Here is a 15,537-nt window from a genome sequence, read left to right on the forward strand (position 1 = left end):
GGATGCCGGTGCGGATGTCAGTGCGGATGTCGCAGGCCTCCGGCAGAGTGTCGTCATGACGATCGAAGTGCGGCCGGCGACGGTCTTCGCGGATGTCGCGACCATGGTCGGACCGAAGAATCCGCAGTCGAGCGTGTGCTTCTGCCTGAGCTATCGCATCCCGAGCAAAGAGGCGACGGCCCTCCGCGGCCCCGAGCGCGCGGAGCGCGTCCAGCGGCTCATGGCGGAGGAGGGGCCGATCGGCGTCCTGGCATACGACGGCGACGAGGTCGTCGGCTGGGCGGCCGTCGCGCCGCGCACGCGTACCCATTTCGCGACGTTCCGCAAGATCCCGCACGTCGACGACCAGGACGTGTGGTCGCTGTGGTGCTTCCGCGTCCGCCCCGGACACCGCAAGAAGGGCGTGATGCACGCGCTCATCGACGGGGCCGTCGATTTCGCGCGCGAGCAGGGCGCGCCGGCGCTCGAGGGCTACCCCGTCGACAACGGCGACGAGAGGGTCGACCTCACGATGGCGTACGTCGGCACGCGACGCCTGTTCGAGCGGGCCGGCTTCACCAAGGCCGCCGACACCGAATCCGTGCTGTCCGGATTCCCTCGCGTGCTGATGCGCCGCGACCTCTAGCGTGGACGCGTGAACCACCTGCTGCAGCGTCGCTTCGAGCGCTCCAACACCCTCTACCTCGACCTCCTCGACACGGTCCCGCCCGAGCACCTCGGCTCGCATCTGCGCGATCTCCCGTCCGACACCGTCGGACACCAGCTGTGGTGCGTGCTGGGTGCGCGCGAGAGCTACCCGCGGGCGGCGCGCGCGGGGGAGTGGCAGGGCTTCACGAGTCCGGTGACCGCGGAAGAGTCGACGGATGCCGCGGCCCTCCGCGCGGCGTTCTCGACGACCGCTGCGGAGGTCGATGCGTGGGTGGCGTCCATCGATGCCGGTGACGAGGACTCGCTCCGGTACGCGCTCGCGCTGCTGGAGCACGAGACGCAGCACCACGGCCAGCTCATCCGGTACCTCTACGGGCTCGGGATCGACCGCCCGCACACCTGGCAGCAGCAGTACGCGCTCGACGAGGACTTCTGACATTCCGTGAACCGCAGGCGCGGCATCCGGCGGACGGACACGAGGCCGCACGAACGCACCGGGTGGCGGCATCCGTCGATGCGGTCGTGCTGTCTCGTCGCGACGCGACCTTCACGTTGAACTGGAGGGTGAATTGACCTCCGCGGGCGAACTTGGCAAATCCCGGGTCGCCCGCGGACGATGTCGGAGGGCTTCGTAGACTCGTTGCGTGGCATCCGACTCCTTCGTACATCTGCACGTTCACAGCGAGTACTCGATGCTCGACGGGGCCGCCAAGATCGGCGCGATGACGCAGGCGGCGGCGGAGTACGGGATGCCGGCGATCGCCGTCACCGACCACGGCAACACCTTCGCGGCGTTCGAGTTCTACCGCGCCGCGCAGGCGGCCGGCGTCAACCCGATCATCGGCCTCGAGGCGTACGTCACCCCCGGCACGCACCGCAGCGACAAGTCCCGGGTGGCCTGGGGAACGCCGGAGCAGAAGAGCGACGACGTGTCGGGATCCGGCGCCTACACGCACATGACCCTGTGGAGCGAGAACACCGGGGGCATGCACAACCTGTTCCGGCTGAGCTCGCTCTCGAGCATGGAGGGCTACTACTTCAAGCCGCGTATGGATCGCGAGCTGCTGCAGACGTACGGCAAGGGCCTGATCGCCACGACCGGCTGCCCGTCCGGCGAGGTGCAGACGCGTCTGCGGCTCGGACAGTACGACGCGGCGCGCGCGGCGGCGGCGGAGTTCCAGGACATCTTCGGCAAGGAGAACTACTTCGCCGAGATCATGGACCACGGGCTCTCGATCGAGCGCCGGATCATGACGGATCTGCTGCGCCTCGCGAAAGACCTCGATATCCCGCTCGTGGCGACGAACGACTCGCACTACACCCACCAGCACGAGGCCGACGCGCACGCGGCGCTGCTCTGCGTGCAGTCCGGCTCGACGCTCGACGATCCCAACCGGTTCAAGTTCGACGGCGACGGGTACTACATCAAGACCGCGCAGGAGATGCGGCAGCTGTTCCGCGACCACCCCGAGGCGTGCGACAACACGCTCCTCATCGCCGAGCGGTGCAAGGTCGAGTTCAACACCTCCGCGAACTACATGCCGCGCTTCCCGGTGCCCGACGGCGAGACCGAAGACAGCTGGCTCATCAAGGAGGTCGAGCGGGGGCTGCACTACCGGTATCCCGGCGGCATCCCCGAAAAGGTCCGGAAGCAGGCCGAGTACGAGACCGGCATCATCCTGCAGATGGGATTCCCCGGCTACTTCCTGGTCGTCGCGGACTTCATCAACTGGGCCAAAGACAACGGCATCCGCGTCGGCCCGGGGCGTGGCTCCGGTGCCGGCTCGATGGTCGCGTACGCGATGCGGATCACCGACCTCGACCCGCTCGAGCACGGCCTCATCTTCGAGCGCTTCCTCAACCCCGACCGCGTCTCGATGCCCGACTTCGACGTCGACTTCGACGACCGTCGCCGGGGCGAGGTGATCGACTACGTCACCGCGAAGTACGGCTCCGAGCGCGTCGCCCAGATCGTGACGTACGGCACGATCAAGTCGAAGCAGGCCCTGAAGGACGCCGGTCGTGTGCTCGGCTTCCCGTTCAGCATGGGGGAGCGGCTCACGAAGGCGATGCCGCCGCCCGTCATGGGCAAGGACATGCCACTGGACGGCATGTTCGACCCGCAGCATCCCCGCTACAAGGAGGCGGTGGAGTTCCGGACGCTCATCGACACCGACCCCGAGGCGAAGACGGTGTTCGACCGTGCGCTCGGGCTCGAGGGGCTCAAGCGTCAGTGGGGCGTGCACGCCGCCGGCGTGATCATGTCGAGCGAACCGCTGCTCGACATCATCCCGATCATGCGGCGCGAGCAGGACGGCCAGATCGTCACGCAGTTCGACTACCCGTCGTGCGAGACCCTGGGCCTCATCAAGATGGACTTCCTGGGGCTGCGCAACCTCACGATCATCTCGGACGCCCTCGACAACATCCGCATGAACCGGGGGGAGGAGCTCGACCTGGAGCACCTCGCCCTCGACGACCGCGCGGCCTACGACCTGCTCACGCGGGGTGACACGCTCGGCGTGTTCCAGCTCGACGGCGGACCCATGCGGTCGCTTCTGCGGCTCATGAAGCCCGACAACTTCGAGGACGTCTCGGCCGTCATCGCGCTGTACCGTCCGGGACCGATGGGTGCGAACTCGCACATCAACTACGCGCTGCGCAAGAACGGCCAGCAGCCTGTCACGCCGATCCATCCCGAGCTCGAAGAGCCGCTCAAAGACATCCTCGACATCAGCTACGGCCTGATCATCTATCAGGAGCAGGTCATGGCGATCGCGCAGAAGGTCGCCGGGTTCTCGCTCGGACAGGCCGACATCCTGCGTCGCGCGATGGGCAAGAAGAAGAAGTCCGAGCTCGACAAGCAGTACGAGGGCTTCTCCGGCGGCATGAAGGAGCGCGGCTTCGGCGACGCCGCCATCCAGGCGCTGTGGGACATCCTGCTGCCCTTCTCGGACTACGCCTTCAACAAGGCGCACTCCGCCGCCTACGGCCTCGTCTCGTACTGGACCGCCTACCTCAAGGCGCACTATCCCGCCGAGTACATGGCGGCGCTCCTCACCAGCGTCGGCGACTCCAAGGACAAGATGGCGGTGTACCTGAACGAGTGCCGCCGCATGGGCATCCGGGTGCTCCCGCCCGACGTCGGGCAGTCGATCCGCTACTTCGCCGCCGTGGGCGAAGACATCCGCTTCGGTCTGGGGGCCGTCCGCAACGTCGGCGCGAACGTGGTCGACGGGATCGTCGCCGCGCGTGCGGACGCGAACTACGCGAGCTTCCACGACTTCCTCGCGAAGGTGCCGATGCACGTCGCGAACAAGCGCACCGTGGAGTCCCTCATCAAGGCCGGGGCGTTCGACTCGCTGGGGTCGACGCGCCGGGCGCTCATGGAGATCCACGAGGACGCGACCGAGGCGGCCGTGCTCGACAAGCGGCGCGAGGCCAACGGCGAGGTGGGCTTCGACTTCGACTCGCTGTGGGGCGACGACGAGCCGCAGCAGGCCGCCAAAGTGCCCGAGCGTCCGGAGTGGACGAAGAAGGACAAGCTGGCGTTCGAGCGCGAGATGCTCGGCCTGTACGTCTCGGACCATCCGCTCGCCGGCCTCGAGATCCCGCTCGCCAAGCATGCGTCGACCAGCATCCACGACCTGCTCGCCTCGGAGGACGTCGGCGACGGCGACCAGGTGACCATCGCCGGACTCGTCACCAGCGTGCAGCACCGCGTGGCGAAGCAGAGCGGCAACCCCTACGGCATGATCACCGTCGAGGACTTCGACGGCGAGATCACGGTCATGTTCATGGGCAAGACCTACACCGAGTTCCAGCACATGCTCCAGGCCGACTCCATCCTCGTCGTGCGCGGACGCGTGTCGCGTCGCGACGACGGCATGAACCTGCACGCGCAGTCGGCGTTCAGCCCCGACCTCGGGGCGATGGACGAATCGGGGTCGCTCGTCCTGGTCATGCCCGAGCGCCGCGCCAGCGAGATGCTGATCGGCGAGCTGCTGCAGACCCTGACGCGACACGCCGGAGACACCGAGGTGTCGCTGAAGCTGCACAGCGGCAGTGTCGCGAAGGTCTTCGAAGTGCCGCAGACCGTGCGGATCACGCCTGATCTGTACGGCGAACTGAAGGGTCTGCTCGGGCCGCAGTGCCTCGGGTAGAAACCCCTCGAGGCAGGGGCGCTGGTGTCGCCGGACGCCGTGCCATCTCATCGGCGTCTCATGCGCCGTGGGTAAAATCGGGTCGACGCGGGCCTCGGGAGCTCGCACGGAAGGGACGATCGTGACGGACGCGCAGCAGGACGGGAACATCGACGAGGCGGTCACGACGGAGGAGCCGCCGCAGTACGGCGTGGGTCCGTTCTCGATCCGCGAGGTCGCCCTGCTGGGCACGTGGTTCGTCGCCTTCGTGGTCTCGTTCTTCCCGATCATCGACCTCGACCGCGTGTGGGCGTCGGTCTGGACCAGCGGCATCCAGTGGGTGCTGACCATCGGGGTCCCCACCGTGGCGGTGTTCCTGATCGTGCTGCGCCGCCTGTCGCCCGAAGGGATCCGCCGGGTCGGCTCGCTCGGCATCGACCAGTTCGCCTCCGTCGCCTTCTCCGTCTCCGCCGTCGTCTGGCTCTCGATCCTCTGGGACTCGTTCGTCTCGCTCGCCAATGACTCGTTCTTCGTGTCCACGTGGGTCGTCTGGGTCGAGCTGATCCTCATGCTCGCCGGCGTCGTGCTCACGGTGTGCGCGCCCCTCATCCCGCCGTTCGCCGAGGACTTCCGCGGCCGCCCCGAGCTGCCGGCGCACCGCAACGCGCGCCCGGTGCGGCGCGTCTCGCCGCGTCCGGTCGTGGCGCGCCCCGACCGCGCCGCCGACGACGACTTCCAGCCGTACGCGCAGGGCGCCGCGCCCACCGCGGCCGGTGCCCCGTACGGCGCCGAGCAGGCGGGCCCCTACGCCTCGGAGAACGCCGCGCCCTACGCCGCTGAGAACTCCGCGTACCGCACGCCCGTCGTCGACGCGCCGCAGGCCCCCGACGCCGGCGACGCGGTGACCACCGTCATCCCCGTGGACGAGGCCGTTTCGGCGCCGGCGCCCGCCGAGCCCGCGACCTCCGTAGAGGATGCGACTCCCGCCGCCCGCACGACCACCGAAGACACCCCGGCGATCGCCGAGCCCGTCCAGACGCGCGAGTCGTTCGAGCAGGTCGAGAACCCGTCCTCCACCGTCGAGCCCGCCGCGGCGACGGCCCCGCAGCACCAGGCCTTCTGGGCACTCGTGCCCGAGGAGCGCGACGTCGTCGACGAGATCGGCATCCCGGTGTTCCGCATCGGGCCCACCGCGTGGGCGCTCGTCATCGAGGATCGGGGCGACGCGTTCGTGGTGCGCCACGAGGACGGCCGCATCGGCTACCTGCACGACGTCTCGGGCGTCACGCGCGGCTGAACGCGGCGACGCGGGCGGTAGCGTAGACGGATGCTCCGGACGATCGATCTGCGCGGGCGCACGCTCTCGCCCGCCGAACTCCTCGCGACCGTTCCCCGCGCCGTCGCGGCGCGGGAGGAGGCCCTCGCCATCGCCGCCCACATCGTGGACGACGTCGCGACACGGGGTGAGGCCGCGCTCCGCGAGCAGGCCGAGCGCTTCGACGGCGCGACCGGGCACGACATCCGGGTACCCGCGGCGCACCTCGACGAGGCGCTCGACGCGCTCGACCCGGCCGTGCGCGCCGCGCTCGAGCAGGCGATCGAGCGCGTGCGCGAGGCATCCGCCGCTCAGGTGCCCGCGCCGTCCGTCACGGAGCTGGGTCCGGGTGCGCGGGTCGAGCAGCGCTGGCAGCCGGTGCGCCGCGTCGGCCTCTACGTGCCCGGCGGCAAGGCCGTCTACCCGTCGAGCGTCGTCATGAACGTCGTGCCGGCCCAGGTCGCCGGTGTGTCCGAGATCGCCCTCGCCTCCCCGCCGCAGCGCGAATACGGCGGGCGCGTCCACCCCGTCATCCTCGGCGCCGCCCGCCTGCTCGGCGTCACCGAGGTGTACGCGATGGGCGGTGCCGGCGCGATCGGGGCGCTCGCCCACGGCGTGCCGTCGCTCGGGCTCGAGCCCGTCGACGTGGTGACGGGTCCGGGCAACAACTTCGTCGCTGCCGCCAAGCGCGCGGTCGCCGGACTCGTGGGGACGGATGCCGAAGCCGGCGCCACCGAGATCCTCATCGTCGCCGACGACAGCGCCGACGCCGACCTCGTCGCGGTCGACCTCATCAGCCAGGCCGAGCACGACGAACAGGCCTCGGCGGTGCTCGTCACCACCTCGGAGCGTCTCGCGCGCGAGGTGGAGCAGGCGATCGGGCCCCGCGCGGCGGCGACGCGGCACGCCGAGCGCGTGACGGCGGCGCTCACCGGCCCGCAGTCCGCGATCGTGCTCGTCGACGACCTCGCGACGGCGACCGCGTTCAGCAACGCGTACGCCCCGGAACACCTCGAGCTGCACCTCGAGGTTCCCCGCCCCAAGGACTTCGTGCACGCGGGAGCGGTGTTCGTCGGCGCCGACTCGCCGGTCAGCCTCGGCGACTACCTCGCCGGCAGCAACCACGTCCTCCCGACCGGCGGCCAGGCGCGGTACTCGGCCGGACTGTCTGCGGCCACCTTCCTGCGGCCGCAGCAGGTGATCTCGTACGACCGCAACGCGCTGGCGGTCGTCCGCGACGCGATCGTCACCCTGGCCGAGGCCGAGGCGCTTCCCGCACACGGCGAGGCCATCACCGCCCGCTTCGCGGACGCCGCGCACGGCGAGCCCGGCGGCGAGAACCGCGCGTAGGCTGGCTCTGTCATGCACTGCCCGTTCTGCCGCCACGCCGACTCCCGCGTCATCGACTCCCGCACGAGCGATGACGGACTCAGCATCCGTCGCCGTCGTCAGTGCCCGCAGTGCGGTGGCCGGTTCACGACCGTCGAGACGGCCAGCCTCAACGTCATCAAGCGCTCCGGCGTGATCGAGCCGTTCAGCCGCGAGAAGGTCATGTCGGGGGTCCGCAAGGCGTGCCAGGGGCGTCCGGTGACCGAGGCCGACCTCGCGGTGCTCGCGCAGACCGTCGAGGAGAGCATCCGCCAGACCGGCGCGTCGCAGCTGGACGCGAACGAGATCGGGCTGGCGATCCTCGGGCCGCTGCGCGACCTGGACGAGGTCGCGTACCTGCGCTTCGCGAGCGTCTACCAGGCGTTCGACTCGCTCGAGGACTTCGAGTCCGCCATCGAGCAGCTCCGCGCCGATCACGGCCACGCGCGCACGCGCACCGAGGACGCCGCCGCCGAATGAGGGAGCGGCGGAGGCGACCGATAGCCTAGGAGGGATGTATCCCCTCCTCTTCCGCACCGTCCTGTCGCGCATGGACCCCGAGTCCGCCCACCACGCCGCGATGCGGGTGATCCGGATACTGGGTGTCCCGCCGGTCTCGTGGGCAGCGCGCGCGCTCACCCGTCCCGCACCCGAACTCGCCACCACAGCGCTCGGCCTCCGCTTCGAGTCCCCGTTCGGCGTCGCCGCCGGGTTCGACAAGGACGTCACCGGCGCGGCCGGGCTGCACGCCCTCGGGTTCGGGCACGTCGAGGTCGGCACGGTCACCGCGATCCCGCAGGACGGCAACCCGCGTCCGCGGCTGTTCCGGCTCATCCCGGATCGCGCGGTCGTCAACCGCATGGGCTTCAACAACCACGGCGCCGACGCCGCGGCGGCGCGCCTGCGCACGCTGCGCAAGCGCTCGCGGCGCTCGGTGCTCGGCGTGAACATCGGCAAGAGCCGCGTCGTCGACGTCGCCGACGCCACCGCCGACTACGTCCGCAGCGCCACGCTGCTCGCGCCCCTCGCCGACTATCTCGTCGTGAACGTGTCGTCGCCGAACACCCCGGGGCTCCGCGGGCTGCAGGCGGTCGAGACGCTGCGGCCGCTGCTCGACGCGGTGCGCGAGGCCGCCGGCGCGACACCGCTCCTGGTGAAGATCGCGCCCGACCTGCCCGACGACGAGATCGCCGCGATCGCGCAGCTGGCGGTCGACGCGGGTCTCGCCGGCATCATCGCGACGAACACGACCATCTCTCGCGCCGGCCTCATGACCAACCCCGCCACGGTCGCCGCGGCGGGGGACGGCGGGCTGTCGGGCGCCCCGCTGAAGGTGCGGGCGCTCGAGGTGCTGCAGCTGCTGCGCGCGACCGTGCCCGCAGAGTTCTGCGTGATCTCGGTCGGCGGGGTCGAGACCGCCGCCGACGTGCGCGAGCGGTTGGATGCCGGTGCCACCCTCGTACAGGGCTACACGGCGTTCCTGTACCGCGGGCCGCTGTGGGCGCGCCAGATCAACCGAGGCCTGATAAAGGGGGCCTGAGCGCCGGGACTCGGCGTCGCGACTGGGACGCCTCAGACCTCAGGACGCCGACGCGGCGACCGCCGAGCCGGTCAGGCGGGCTTCTGGCCGCGCTTCACCTGGGGCTTGGGCAGGCGCAGGAATCGCATCTGCACGGTCCGCATCGCGGCGTACCAGCCGAGCCCCTTCTCCATCTTGCCCTCGCCGAACTTCCGCTTCACGGCGCGCTTCACGGTGATCGAGGTGAGCACCATGTCGCCGATGACGAAGAAGATGAAGATCCACAGACCCACGAACGCGTAGTACTGCAGCGCAGGGATGGGCAGGAACGTGGCGAGGATCACGAGCACCATCGCCGGCATGACGGCCTCACCGAGGTGCCAGCCCGCGTCGACCCAGTCGCGCACGAACTTGCGCTGCGCGCCCTGGTCGCGAGCCGGGAGGTAGCGCGGATCGCCGTTGGCCATGCCGATGCGAGCCTTCTCGCGCTGCGCGGCGAGATCCGCCTTCGCGCGCGCACGCGCCTCCTTGGTGTCGGCGACGAGGGGGCGCTTGCGCGCGGCCTCCTGCTCGGCGCGCGAAGGGGTGGCGCGACCCTTTCCGACAGGCGCGCCGTTCAGGACGGTTCCCTCGGAGGGAGCGTCGTTCGGCACGGGGGCGGAGTCTTTGGCCACGGGTGATCCTCGATGTGCGGAGTAGGGGTGTGCTTAAGATTACCCGCATGACCACTGAGCTCTCCCGACAGGCTGCTGTGCGCGACGCCGCGACCTCCGGCATCCCTTCGGCACTCGCCGATCTCGGCGCCCTCGTCCGCATCCCGTCCATCGCGTTCCCCGGCTTCGACCCCGCGGAAGTGCGGCGGAGCGCGGATGCCGTGGCCGAGCTGGTGCGCGAGACCGGGCTGTTCGAGACCGTCGAGATCCGCACCGCTGCCGTGCCAGGGACCGACGAGCAGGGCAACCCCGCCGTCCTCGCCACCCGTGCGGCGCGCAACGGGCGCCCGACGATCCTGCTCTACGCGCATCACGACGTGCAGCCGGTGGGCGACGAGTCGCTGTGGGAGTCGGCGCCGTTCGAGCCGACCGTCCGGGGCGGGCGTCTGTACGGACGCGGCGCAGCGGACGACAAGGCCGGCGTCATGGCCCACCTCGCGGCGCTGCGCGCGCTCAAGGAGGGCATCGGCGACGACTTCGACCTCGGCGTGGTGCTCTTCTTCGAGGGGGAGGAGGAGGCGGGCTCGCGATCGTTCGCGCAGTTCCTCTCCGACAACGCCGACGCGCTCCGCGCCGACGTGATCGTCGTGGCCGACTCGGGCAACTGGGACGCGAAGACGCCGGCGCTCACGGTCTCGCTGCGGGGGAACACGCGGTTCACGCTCCGGGTGCGCACGCTCGAGCACGCCTCGCACTCCGGCATGTTCGGGGGAGCGGTCCCCGATGCGATGATGGCCACGGTCAAGCTGCTGTCGACGCTCTGGGACGACGAGGGCGCGGTGGCGGTGGCGGGGCTGACGGAACGGGATGCCGACACGCCGCCGTACAGCGAGGAGACGCTCCGCGACGAGGCCGGCCTGCCCGACGGGGTCTCGCCGGTCGGTCGCGGCACGATCCTCAGCCGCATCTGGAACAAGCCGTCCCTCACGGTGACCGGCATCGATGCACCCAGCGTGGTGAACGCGTCCAACACGCTGAGCCCGGAGATCTCCGTCGTCATCAGCGCGCGCGTCGCCCCCGGCCAGACGGCGCGCGACGCCTATGCCGCCATCGAGGAGCACCTCCGGTCCCACGCGCCGTTCGGTGCACAGCTGCAGTTCACCGACCAGGACTTCGGCGATGCGTTCCTCGTCGACACCTCGGGCTGGGCCGTCGCCGCCGCGCGCGAAGCGCTGCACGAGGGCTACGGCGTCGAGCCCGTGGACATCGGCGTGGGCGGATCGATCCCGTTCATCGCCGACCTGGTCCGCGAGTTCCCGGGCGCCCAGATCCTCGTGACCGGCGTCGAGGACCCGCACGCCAAGGCGCACAGCCCGAACGAATCGCTCCACCTCGACACGTTCCGCAACGCGGTGCTCGCCGAGGCGCTGCTGCTCGAGAAGCTCGACGCGCGGACGTCGACGAGCGCCGGGGGAGCGGCGTAGCGGCGAAGAGGGCGGTCTCGGAGCCGGTTCCCGGCGAGCGCGCGTAGAATCGAGGCATCCCGCCGCCCGGCGAGGATCCTCGGCCCGTCAGCCGGGATCTGGGCGGCCCGTCCGGAGGAGTGCCATGACCGACACCGCACTGACGACCGAGCCGACCGCCCGCGAGCACGGTGTGCTGCTGACCGACGCCGCCGGCGCCAAGGTCAAAAGCCTGCTCGAGCAGGAGGGACGCGACGATCTGCGCCTGCGCGTGGCCGTGCAGCCCGGCGGATGCAGCGGCCTCATCTACCAGCTGTACTTCGACGAGCGCTATCTCGACGGAGACAAGACGGTGGATTTCGAGGGTGTCGAGGTGATCGTCGACGACATGAGCGTCCCGTACCTGGACGGCGCCACGATCGACTTCAAGGACACGATCTCGGAGCAGGGGTTCACGATCGACAACCCCAACGCCGCGGGCTCGTGCGCCTGCGGTGACAGCTTCCACTGATCGGCGGCGAATCCAGCACTTTTCCGGCGGGCCCGGGGCGCTTCTAATGGCGCCCGGGCCCGCCTTTTTCCGTCCTGGCGACACGATCCAAGCTGGGTGGATGGCCCGAATCCCCTGGGTGCTTGCCCTAGACTGGCAAGAGTCCTGTTCGTGATCGGAAAGGTGCACCGTGCCTTCGAAACGCCGTATCCGCTGGGCCGTTCTCCCCCTCGGGATCGCAGCGGCAGCAGTCCTCGCGGGATGCACCCCGACCGAGCTCAACGGCTTCCTCCCTGGTTTCACCGAAGACGGTCAGGCGGCGACCAACCGCACCGACGTGGTGAGCGGCCTGTGGGTCAACTCGTGGATCGTGCTGCTCGTCGTGGGTGTCATCACCTGGGGTCTCATGGGATGGGCGGCGATCGCGTACCGGCGCCGCAAGGGGCAGATGGGTCTGCCCGTCCAGCTGCGCTACAACATGCCGATCGAGATCTTCTACACGATCGTGCCCCTGATCCTGGTCATCGGCTTCTTCGCCTTCACGGCGCGTGACCAGGCGATCCTCGAGACGCAGTACGGCGACGACGCGGACGTGCAGATCACCGCGATCGGCAAGCAGTGGTCGTGGGACTTCCAGTACGACGGCGAGACCGAGGACGACACCGTCTGGACCATGGGCGTCCAGGCGCAGACCGATGACCGCGGCAACGTCGTCTCGGAGCTTCCGACGCTGGTGCTGCCGGTCGACCAGAAGGTCCAGATCAAGCTGCAGTCGCGCGACGTCATCCACTCCTTCTGGATCATCGACTTCCTCTACAAGAAGGACATGTACATCGGCAAGGACAACTACTGGTCCTTCGAGCCGACCCGCGAGGGCACGTACGCCGGCAAGTGCGCCGAGCTCTGCGGCGAGTACCACTCGATGATGCTGTTCAACGTCGAGGTCGTGAGCCAGGCGGAGTACGAGGACTACCTCGAATCGCTCCGCGACGAGGGTCAGACCGGCGACATCAACGACGCATACGACCGACTTCAGAATCTCCCCGGCACGGGCGACGATTCGATCGATGAGAACGTGGAAGAGGTGGACCACTGATGGCGACGACGCTTCCCCTGCAGGAGACGTCCCAGGGGCGTCCGACGACACTGCCTCCGCGGCAGGCGGCCCTGCTCAGCGCGTCGCGCGTTGAGCAGAAGGGCAACATCATCGTCAAGTGGATCACCTCCACCGACCACAAGACGATCGGCTACCTGTACCTCATCTCGTCCGTCATCTTCTTCCTCCTCGGCGGAGTGATGGCGCTGATCATCCGTGCGGAGCTCTTCGAGCCCGGGATGCAGATCATCCCGACGAAGGAGCAGTACAACCAGCTCTTCACGATGCACGGCACGATCATGCTGCTGATGTTCGCGACCCCGCTCTTCGCGGGCTTCGCGAACGCGATCCTGCCGCTGCAGATCGGCGCCCCCGACGTCGCGTTCCCGCGTCTGAACGCCTTCGCGTTCTGGCTCTTCCTGTTCGGCTCCACGATCGCGGTCTCGGGCTTCCTGACGCCGCAGGGTGCCGCCTCGTTCGGATGGTTCGCCTATCAGCCGCTCGCGAACGCCTCGTTCTCTCCCGGCGCCGGCGGCAACCTCTGGATGCTCGGCCTCGGCATGAGCGGTTTCGGCACGATCCTCGGCGCGGTGAACTTCATCACGACGATCATCACGATGCGCGCCCCCGGCATGACCATGTGGCGCATGCCGATCTTCTCCTGGAACACCCTCATCACGAGCATCCTCGTGCTGATGGCCTTCCCGGTGCTGGCGGCCGCCATCCTCGCCGCCGCCGCCGACCGCGTGCTGGGTGCACACATCTACGACCCTGAGAACGGCGGCGTGCTGCTGTGGCAGCACCTGTTCTGGTTCTTCGGACACCCCGAGGTGTACATCATCGCGCTGCCGTTCTTCGGCATCGTGTCGGAGATCTTCCCGGTCTTCAGCCGCAAGCCGATCTTCGGCTACAAGACGCTCGTCTACGCGACCATCGCCATCGCGGCGCTCTCGGTCGCGGTGTGGGCGCACCACATGTACGTCACCGGGGCCGTGCTGCTGCCGTTCTTCGCGCTGATGACGATGCTCATCGCGGTGCCCACGGGTGTGAAGATCTTCAACTGGATCGGCACGCTCTGGCGAGGGTCGGTGACCTTCGAGACACCGATGGTCTTCGCGCTCGGCTTCCTCGTGTCCTTCGTGTTCGGTGGCCTGACCGGCGTCATCCTGGCCTCTCCGCCGCTGGACTTCCACCTGTCCGACTCGTACTTCGTGGTCGCGCACTTCCACTACGTCGTGTTCGGCACCGTCGTGTTCGCCATGTTCGCCGGCTTCTACTTCTGGTGGCCGAAGTGGACGGGCAAGATGCTCAACGAGCGCCTGGGCTACGTGCACTTCTGGATGCTGTTCATCGGCTTCCACATGACGTTCCTCATCCAGCACTGGCTCGGTGTCGACGGCATGGTGCGTCGTTACGCGGACTATTCCGAGGCCGACGGCTGGACGTGGCAGAACCAGGTGTCGACGATCGGCGCGATCCTGCTCGGCGCCTCGATGATCCCGTTCCTGTTCAACGTCTGGATCACGTCGCGCAAGGCGCCCAAGGTGACCGTCAACGACCCGTGGGGCTACGGCGCGTCGCTGGAGTGGGCGACGTCGTGCCCGCCGCCGCGCCACAACTTCACGTCGATCCCGCGCATCCGCAGCGAACGGCCCGCGTTCGACCTGAACCACCCCGAGGCGGGGATTCCGGTCGGCGTCGGTCCTGCGAAGGACGCCCCCGAAGCCCCCGTTGCCGATCTCGCCGATGGAGAGGTGAAGTAAAGTGCGCACGAACACCGGACTCTGGTGGCTGCTGTCCGTCTTCTTCTTCCTCGTCGCCGTGGCCTACACGGCCTGGAACCTCATCGCGCACTGGTCCACCGTGGCCGCGGACCTGCCCGAGGATGCGAGCCCGTGGCTGATCGCCACCGGCTCCATCGAATGGGTCGGCAGCGTCGCGCTGCTGTTCACCGCCCTCATGGGTGTGCTGATCGCCTTCTACATCGGCCGGGTGCACCACGCCCAGGGCGGCGAGCTGCCCGAGGACGTCCTCACCGCCGACATCGACGACGGCGACCCCGAGCTCGGTGAGTTCAGCCCGTGGTCGTGGTGGCCCATCGTCCTCGCTTTCTCGGCGGCACTCGGCATGATCGGCCTGGCGGTCGGAGCCTGGCTGATGCCGATCGGCATCGCGGTGTTCGTGGTCGCGATCGTCGGCTGGGTGTACGAGTACTACCGCGGCTACTTCGCGCGCTGATCCTCGCGTCGGCGCGGGCGCGAGGGCTCGCGCCCCACACGCAGAAAGGCTCCCGTCGAACGACGGGAGCCTTTCTGCTTTCGCCTTTTTGCTCGTATCAGCCGGTGACCTTCTCGCGCACGACCATCACCTGGGGGTCGAAGACGCGAGGGAGAGGGCCTTCGTCGTTCTCGATCGGCTGCCCTTCGCGGACCCAGTACTCGTACCCGCCGATCATCTCGCGGACGGTGTAGCCGAGGCGCGCGAACTCGAGCGCGCCTTTGGCGCCGGCGTTGCATCCCGGGCTCCAGCAGTAGACGACCACCGGCGTCGAGGGATCGATCTCTCGCGGTGCACGATCGGCGATCTCGCGATAGGGCATGTGGACGGCTCCCGTCAGGCGCCCCTGCGCCCAGGCTTCCTCACCGCGGACATCGACGAGCACGAACTCGTCGCCGGCTTTCTGGGCGGCGTACACGTCCGAGGAGTCGGTCTCGAGGGCGAGCTTGGCGGAGAAGTAGGAGAGGGCATCGATCATGCGTCCACGCTATCCCGGGGACGCTGCCGCACTGCCGATCTCCGGCGCCACATGGCGTCGGAATCCTGCCGATCCGGAGGTCGCGCGG

General features: G+C 69.1%; 14 protein-coding genes. 12 read left to right on the forward strand and 2 right to left on the reverse strand.

Annotated elements, in window-relative coordinates:
• Positions 1-55 precede the first annotated feature (55 nt).
• The 7 genes from R8Z57_RS05815 (at position 56) to R8Z57_RS05845 (ending at position 9,013) form a co-directional block, all read left to right on the forward strand.
• Positions 56-625: a GNAT family N-acetyltransferase gene (locus tag R8Z57_RS05815; protein WP_318352837.1), complete on the forward strand. Its 570-nt coding sequence runs from the start codon at positions 56-58 to the stop codon at positions 623-625.
• A gap of 9 nt (positions 626-634) precedes the next feature.
• Positions 635-1,084 carry a hypothetical protein gene (locus tag R8Z57_RS05820; RefSeq protein WP_318352838.1) on the forward strand — a complete coding sequence of 150 codons (450 nt, stop codon included), beginning with the start codon at positions 635-637 and terminating at the stop codon, positions 1,082-1,084.
• 256 nt (positions 1,085-1,340) lie between these two features.
• Positions 1,341-4,811, forward strand: coding sequence for a DNA polymerase III subunit alpha (gene dnaE, locus R8Z57_RS05825; RefSeq protein ID WP_378722610.1), 3,471 nt, complete (start codon positions 1,341-1,343; stop codon positions 4,809-4,811).
• A gap of 121 nt (positions 4,812-4,932) precedes the next feature.
• Complete coding sequence (locus R8Z57_RS05830) at positions 4,933-6,087, forward strand: hypothetical protein (protein ID WP_318352840.1); 1,155 nt, start codon at positions 4,933-4,935, stop codon at positions 6,085-6,087.
• A gap of 30 nt (positions 6,088-6,117) precedes the next feature.
• Positions 6,118-7,455: a histidinol dehydrogenase gene (gene hisD / locus R8Z57_RS05835; RefSeq protein ID WP_318352841.1), complete on the forward strand. Its 1,338-nt coding sequence runs from the start codon at positions 6,118-6,120 to the stop codon at positions 7,453-7,455.
• Positions 7,456-7,467: 12 nt separating this feature from the next.
• Positions 7,468-7,953, forward strand: a complete 486-nt coding sequence (nrdR, locus tag R8Z57_RS05840) for a transcriptional regulator NrdR (RefSeq protein WP_318352842.1) — start codon at positions 7,468-7,470, stop codon at positions 7,951-7,953.
• Positions 7,954-7,987: 34 nt separating this feature from the next.
• Positions 7,988-9,013 (forward strand): quinone-dependent dihydroorotate dehydrogenase, encoded by a 1,026-nt coding sequence (locus R8Z57_RS05845; RefSeq protein ID WP_318352843.1) that lies wholly within the window; start codon positions 7,988-7,990, stop codon positions 9,011-9,013.
• A 71-nt stretch (positions 9,014-9,084) separates the two neighbouring features.
• On the opposite strand, the gene R8Z57_RS05850 is transcribed toward R8Z57_RS05845, so the two are convergent.
• Entirely contained in the window at positions 9,085-9,666 is a 582-nt protein-coding gene (locus tag R8Z57_RS05850) for a DUF3043 domain-containing protein (RefSeq protein WP_318352844.1), read from the reverse strand.
• Positions 9,667-9,713: 47 nt separating this feature from the next.
• On the opposite strand from R8Z57_RS05850, the gene R8Z57_RS05855 reads away from it, so the two are divergent.
• The 5 genes from R8Z57_RS05855 to R8Z57_RS05875 all read left to right on the forward strand — a co-directional run bounded on the left by R8Z57_RS05855 (position 9,714) and on the right by R8Z57_RS05875 (position 14,932).
• A complete protein-coding gene (locus R8Z57_RS05855) occupies positions 9,714-11,129 on the forward strand; it encodes a dipeptidase (RefSeq protein ID WP_318352845.1) in 1,416 nt (471 codons plus the stop codon).
• A gap of 124 nt (positions 11,130-11,253) precedes the next feature.
• A complete protein-coding gene (locus R8Z57_RS05860; RefSeq protein WP_318352846.1) occupies positions 11,254-11,619 on the forward strand; it encodes an iron-sulfur cluster assembly accessory protein in 366 nt (121 codons plus the stop codon).
• A 169-nt stretch (positions 11,620-11,788) separates the two neighbouring features.
• A complete protein-coding gene (coxB, locus tag R8Z57_RS05865; protein WP_318352847.1) occupies positions 11,789-12,694 on the forward strand; it encodes a cytochrome c oxidase subunit II in 906 nt (301 codons plus the stop codon).
• The gene (ctaD, locus tag R8Z57_RS05870; protein WP_318352848.1) at positions 12,694-14,457 is read left to right on the forward strand and encodes a cytochrome c oxidase subunit I; all 1,764 of its coding nucleotides are present in this window, start codon (positions 12,694-12,696) and stop codon (positions 14,455-14,457) included. Before coxB ends, ctaD begins: the two co-directional genes overlap by 1 nt.
• Before the next feature lies 1 nt (position 14,458).
• Positions 14,459-14,932 (forward strand): cytochrome c oxidase subunit 4, encoded by a 474-nt coding sequence (locus tag R8Z57_RS05875; protein ID WP_318352849.1) that lies wholly within the window; start codon positions 14,459-14,461, stop codon positions 14,930-14,932.
• 97 nt (positions 14,933-15,029) lie between these two features.
• Here R8Z57_RS05875 and R8Z57_RS05880 read toward each other — a convergent pair whose 3' ends face one another.
• The gene (locus tag R8Z57_RS05880) at positions 15,030-15,449 is read right to left on the reverse strand and encodes a rhodanese-like domain-containing protein (protein WP_318352850.1); all 420 of its coding nucleotides are present in this window, start codon (positions 15,447-15,449) and stop codon (positions 15,030-15,032) included.
• Positions 15,450-15,537: the final 88 nt, after the last annotated feature.

Origin of the sequence: Microbacterium sp. M3 (assembly GCF_033548675.1) — a bacterium.
In the GTDB taxonomy this organism is placed as follows: Bacteria; Actinomycetota; Actinomycetes; order Actinomycetales; family Microbacteriaceae; genus Microbacterium; species Microbacterium arthrosphaerae.